General features: G+C 71.0%; 5 protein-coding genes. 4 read left to right on the top strand and 1 reads right to left on the bottom strand.

The window, feature by feature from the left end:
* The 3 genes from VIR15_RS15260 to VIR15_RS15250 all read left to right on the top strand — a co-directional run.
* Positions 1–984 (top strand): maleylacetate reductase (locus tag VIR15_RS15260; RefSeq protein WP_331929229.1); only part of this gene is annotated, 984 nt, incomplete at its 5' end.
* Positions 981–1,901, top strand: coding sequence for a hydroxyquinol 1,2-dioxygenase (locus VIR15_RS15255; protein WP_331929227.1), 921 nt, complete (start codon positions 981–983; stop codon positions 1,899–1,901). The genes VIR15_RS15260 and VIR15_RS15255, both read left to right, overlap by 4 nt.
* Before the next feature lie 73 nt (positions 1,902–1,974).
* Positions 1,975–3,348, top strand: a complete 1,374-nt coding sequence (locus VIR15_RS15250) for a serine hydrolase domain-containing protein (protein WP_331929224.1) — start codon at positions 1,975–1,977, stop codon at positions 3,346–3,348.
* A gap of 22 nt (positions 3,349–3,370) precedes the next feature.
* Here VIR15_RS15250 and VIR15_RS15245 read toward each other — a convergent pair whose 3' ends face one another.
* Positions 3,371–4,096 carry a TetR/AcrR family transcriptional regulator gene (locus tag VIR15_RS15245; protein WP_331929222.1) on the bottom strand — a complete coding sequence of 242 codons (726 nt, stop codon included), beginning with the start codon at positions 4,094–4,096 and terminating at the stop codon, positions 3,371–3,373.
* Between the two features lie 97 nt (positions 4,097–4,193).
* Here VIR15_RS15245 and VIR15_RS15240 point away from each other — a divergent pair.
* The coding region (locus VIR15_RS15240; protein ID WP_331929219.1) for an MFS transporter at positions 4,194–5,648 on the top strand (1,455 nt) is incomplete at its 3' end.

Genomic DNA, 5,648 nt, shown 5'->3' with positions numbered 1-5,648 from the left:
GTGGCCGACCGGATCACAGCCGGCCTGCCGGAGGCCTTGCGCTGGCAGGAGGTTCGTGAACACGTGCCCGTCGAGCTGGCCGAGCGGGCCCGCGCGGCCGCGGCTGAAGCCTCCGTCGACGCCATCGTCAGCGTGGGGGGTGGCTCCACGACCGGGCTCGGCAAGGGCGTGGCGATGACGACCGGCCTGCCGATCATCGCGGTCCCGACGACGTACGCCGGCTCCGAGGCCACCCCGGTGTGGGGCCTCACCGAGGGGCGCGTCAAGCGCACCGGGGTGGATCCGCGGGTGCTCCCCGTCGCGGTGGTCTATGACAGCGAGCTGTCGGCGTCGCTGCCGGTGGGCCTCAGTGTCGCGTCCGGTCTCAACGCCCTCGCCCACTCCGTCGACAGCCTCTGGGCGCCGCGCACCGACCCGATCAACCAGGCCCTCGGCCTGGAGGGCGTCCGGGCGCTGGCCGTCGGGTTGCCCCGCATCGTTGCGGACCCGGCCGACGGGGAGGCCCGCGACGAGGCCCTCTACGGCTGCTACCTCTCGGCGGTCGCGTTCGCCTCGGCGGGTTCGGGGATGCATCACAAGATCTGCCACGTGCTCGGTGGCGCCTATGACCTGCCCCATGCGCAGACCCACGCGATCGTGCTGCCGCACGTGCTGGCGCACAACGCTCCGGCCGTTCCCCGCCTCGCTGCCAGGCTCGCCGAGGCCCTGGGCGGGTCAGTGTCCGGCGGCCAGCACGATGCCCCGGTCGCCGCTGTCGCCGCCGCTGCTGCCGTCGACGCGCTCGAGGCGTTGCGCGTGCGGCTCGGGGCACCACGCGCCCTGCGAGACTACGGCTTGGCCGAGGCCGATCTGCCCGACGCCGTGGCTCGATGCCTGGAGGCCATTCCGGAGTCCAACCCGGTTCCGGTCACCGAGGAGTCACTGGCCGCGCTCCTCTACGCGGCCTGGGCAGGACGCCAACCAACGATCAGGAGCGAGCGATGACCCACCAGACCCTGCCCACCGGATCCGTGTCGCCCGAGCAGGCGGCCCGCGAGCAGTCGCTCGTCGACGAGGTCGTCGCCTCCTTCGCGGGCGCGGAGTCGCCGCGGCTGCGCGAGCTGATGGAGGCGCTCGCCCGGCATGTGCATGCCTTCGTGCGGGAGACTCGCCTCACCGAGGAGGAGTGGGCGGCTGCGATCGAGTTCCTCACCGCGGTCGGGCACATCACCGACGACAAGCGCCAGGAGTTCATCCTGCTCTCCGATGCACTCGGTCTCTCGATGCAGACGATCACGGTGAACAACGAGGCCGTCGGCGCGGCGACCGAGGCGACGGTGTTCGGCCCGTTCTTCGTCGAGGGCGCGCCCCGGATCGAGCTCGGTGGTGACCTGGCCTTCGGTGCGAAGGGACAGCCCTGCTGGGTCGAGGGCACGGTCACCGACACCGAAGGACGGCCGCTCCCCGGAGCCCGCATCGAGGTGTGGGAGGCCGATGAGGACGGCTTCTACGACGTCCAGTACGGAGACGGGCGCACGGCCGCCCGGGCGCACCTGTTCACGGACGACAACGGCGCCTACCGCTTCTGGGCCGTCACCCCGACGCCCTACCCGATTCCTCACGACGGGCCGGTCGGGCAGATGCTCCAGGCCGTCGGCCGCTCGCCGATGCGAGCGTCCCACCTGCACTTCATGGTCTCGGCCGAAGGGCAGCGGACCCTCGTGACGCACATCTTCGTGGCCGGCGACGACTACCTCACCCACGACAGCGTTTTTGGGGTCAGGGACTCTCTCGTCAGGGACTTCGCGCTCCAGCCCGCGGGGACGCCGACGCCCGACGGGCGCGACCTCGGGGACACCGAGTGGACGCGGACTCGCTTCGACATCGTCCTCGCCCCGGCGCAGACCGCCTCCACCTCCTGACGAGAAGACAACACCCACGTCGTATGCCGCTGAGCTCGCCTCCGCATGTGCGTGCCCTCACTAGGGTGGCCGGGTGACGAACGACGCCGAGGCCCAGCCCATCGAGCCCTCGACTGCGCGCCATCTCGACCTGCGGCTCGCCGGGATCCAGCGGGAGTCCCGGCTGCCATCGGTCGCGGCTGGGATCGTGCGTGACGGCCAGATCGTCTGGGGTCGCGCCGTCGGCACGCTCGACGGCCGGGCGGGAGGCGAGCCGGCCGACCTCGGCACGCAGTACCGGATGGGCTCCATCACCAAGCCGTTCGTCGCCGTCGCGGTGATGCGGCTGCGGGACGCCGGGCGCCTCGAGCTCGAGGACCGCTTCGAGGACCATGTGCCGGGGTCGCAGCTCGGTCGGGCCACCATTGCGCAGCTACTGTCGCACGCGGCCGGCATCCAGGCCGAGACCAACGGGCCGTGGTGGGAGCGCACCCCGGGTGGGTCCTGGTCCGAGCTGGCCGGGTCCCCTGTGGTGCAGCGGTTCCGGGCGGGGCGGCGCTTCCACTACACGAACGTCGGGTACGGCGCGCTGGGCGAGCTGCTCGCGCGGGCGCACGGTGTCGACTGGTTCGAGGTGGTGCGACGCGACGTGCTCGAGCCGCTCGGCATGAACCGCACCACGGCCCGACCTTCGGGGAAGGCGGCGCCCGGCTGGGCGGTGCATCCATTCGCGGATGTGCTGCTGCCCGAGCCTGAGCATGACGCCGGGGCGATGGCGCCAGCCGGGCAGCTGTGGACGACCGTGGAGGACCTCGCGAAGTGGGCCGCCTTCCTCGGGGGCGACACGGGCGACGTGCTCGCCCGCGACACCCTCGACGAGATGCTGGAGCCGCACGTCGTGGGGGACCACCCCGGCCAGCCGTGGACGGCCGCGCACGGGCTGGGATGGCAGGTGTGGAACATCGAAGGCCGCCGGCTGGCCGGGCACGGCGGGTCGATGCCGGGGTTCCTCGCCGGGCTGCGGGTCGACCTCGAGTCAGGGGATGGACTGGTGGCCTTCACGAACTCCACGGCCGGACCGCTCGGCCCGCAGGTCGCCCAGCTGCTCACCGAGTTCAGGGAGCGCGAGCCGAAGTCTGCGAAGCCCTGGCACGCGGCAGGGGACCCGGGCGTCCTGGAGCTCGTCGGCATGTGGCACTGGGGCCCGGCCGTGACCGTGGCCAAGGCCGTCGATCAGCACCTCGTCCTCGGAGAGCCGGGTGAGGGGCGCGGCGCTCGGTTCGAGCGGGTCGGTCCGGACGAGTGGGTGGGCCTGGACGGGTATTACACCGGTGAGCCGCTGCGGATCATCCGCCGCGACGACGGAACGGTCTCGCACCTCGACCTCGCGTCCTTCCGCTTCACGCGCACGCCCTACGACCCCGAGGCTGACGTCCCCGGCGGGGTCGACGAGGTCGGCTGGCGCTAGGAGCCGGCGCCGCGGAGAGGGCTCAGGCGGAGCGGGCGATCATGGCTTCGATGCCGTCAAGCAACAACGTCAGGCCCCGGTCGAACTCCTCCACGTAGAAGTCCTCGTCCTCGTCATCGAGGGCTTCCGGGGCAGCCCCGGTGAGGTTGGGGAAGCGTTCCGGGTCGATGAGCTGCCCGATGATCGCGAGGTAGTTGGCTTGGGCTGAGTCGGGATCGGGCCGGCCGACGAGGCCCATCTGGTTGGACTGGCGGACGTGGTTCTGGCTCCAGACATCGATGGCGAGCATGGCCGAGAGCCGCTGCTGGCTGCTGAGCGGAGTGCCGGCCAACGCCTCGAGGCCTGCCTCCATCCAGGCGAGGGCATTGGGGGTCAGCGGTGGGGCCACCTGGGTCAGCTCCACGGTCCACGGATGAGCCATTCGCCGTTCCGCAATCTGCTTGGCCCACAATGAGATCCGGGCACGCCAGTCCATTCCGCCGTAGACCAGGGCCGGTGGTCCGTAGGCGACGTCGAGCATGACCGCCTGGAGCTCCTCCTTGCTGTCGACGTACCGGTAGAGCGACATCGTGGTGAACCCGACGGCCTCCGCGACGCACTTCATCGAGACGGCGCCCAGTCCCTGGCGGTCTGCGATGGCGTTGGCGGCCGCGCCGATCTCCTCGATGCTGCGGCCCGGCTTGGGGCCCCGCCGACCTTCCGGCTCACGGTCCCAGAGCAGCTGGAGGTAGCGGGGCAGGGGGGTCATGAGCCGAGTCTAACTAAGTGCTTGCGCCATACGCAGTTCTGCTCTAGTTTCAGTGTGCTGCATAAACACTATGTTAACTACACAGTTAGGGCTGACCATGGCATCCTCCACTGCCGGGCGTCGCGAGTGGATCGCACTCGCCGTCCTGTGCCTCCCACTGCTCATCGTCTCGATGGACGTCTCGGTGCTCTTCTTCACGGTGCCGAGCATCGCGGCTGCCCTCGAGCCGACCGCCACGCAGATGTTGTGGATCTTCGACATCTACGGCTTCGTCCTGGCCGGCCTGCTTCTGACCATGGGCAACGTCGCGGACCGCATCGGTCGTCGCCGACTGCTGCTGCTGGGTGCGGTGGCCTTCGGCGCAGCCTCGGTGCTCGCCGCCTACGCGCCGAGCGCCGAGTGGCTCATCGCCGCGCGCGCCCTGCTCGGCGTCGGCGGGTCGACGCTCATGCCGAGCACCCTCGCCATCATCCGCAACCTCTTCGCCGACCCCGCGCAGCGCGCCAAGGCGGTCGGAGTCTGGTCGGCCGTCCTGGCCGGCGGAGTCGGGCTGGGCCCGGTCGTCGCGGGTTTCCTCCTCGAGCACTACTGGTGGGGCTCGGTCTTCCTCATCAACGTGCCGTTCATGCTGCTCCTGCTCGTCATCGGCCCCGTGCTGCTCCCCGAGTCCCGCAACGAGGCGGCACGGGTCGACCTGCTCAGCTCGCTCCTTTCCCTCGCAGCGATCCTTCCGCTCATCCAGGCGCTCAAGGAGTTTGCCGCTGACGGCTGGGCACCCGTGTTGGCCGCCTACCTGGCCGTGGGAGTCGTCGCCGGAATCGCCTTCCTGTGGCGCCAGGGGCGGGTCCGCTCGCCGATGGTCGACCTCACCCTCTTCCGGGTCAAGGGCTTCGGCGGCTCGATCGCGATTCAGGTCATCGGCATGTTCGGGATGATGGGCAGTGCCATCATCACCTCCCAGTACATCCAGTCGGTGCTCGGCTACAGCGCGCTCCACGCGGCGCTGTGGAGTCTCGTCCCCGCACTCGTGGTCGGAGGCGCCGCCCCCACCGCCGCCGTGCTCGCCGGGCGTGTTGGGCGGCCCCGGGTCATGGCCGGAGCCTTCGTCGTGGCCGCGCTGGGCTTCGCCATGATGCGGTTCGCCGGAGTCGACTCGAGCATCTGGCCCATCCTCGTCGCCGCGTCCCTCGTCGCCATCGGGCTCGTCGCGGTCGCCACCCTCGTGACCGAGTACGCCATCGGGGTCGCGCCGGCCGAACGGGCTGGCTCGGTGTCGGCCCTCGTCGAGACCGCGAGCGAGTTCGGCGGGGCGCTCGGGATGGCCGTGCTCGGCAGCGTCCTCGCGGCCGTCTATGGCTCGCGCCTCTCCGAGCTGTTGCCATCAGGGCTGCCGGCGGAGGTCTCCGATGCTGCCGGTGAGACGCTCGGCGGAGCGACCGTCGTCGCGGAGCAGGTTGGTGGCCCGGTAGGAGCCGCCATCCTCGACGCCGCGCGGTCGGCGTTCGCCTCGGGGATGCACGCGGCGGTGTCGGTCGCTGCCGGGGTGGCAGTC

This window comes from Intrasporangium sp. (assembly GCF_036566125.1).
Classification (GTDB): Bacteria; Actinomycetota; Actinomycetes; order Actinomycetales; family Dermatophilaceae; genus Intrasporangium.
The sequence above is the reverse complement of the archived record's forward strand: the minus strand, read 5'-3'. Positions and strand labels throughout refer to the sequence as shown.

What these genes read in the sequence shown, in the direction of transcription:
- VIR15_RS15255 (WP_331929227.1), top strand. Translation starts at nt 981, where the DNA reads ATGACCCACCAGACCCTGCCCACCGGATCCGTGTCGCCCGAGCAGGCG.
- VIR15_RS15245 (WP_331929222.1), bottom strand. Translation starts at nt 4,096, where the DNA reads ATGACCCCCCTGCCCCGCTACCTCCAGCTGCTCTGGGACCGTGAGCCG.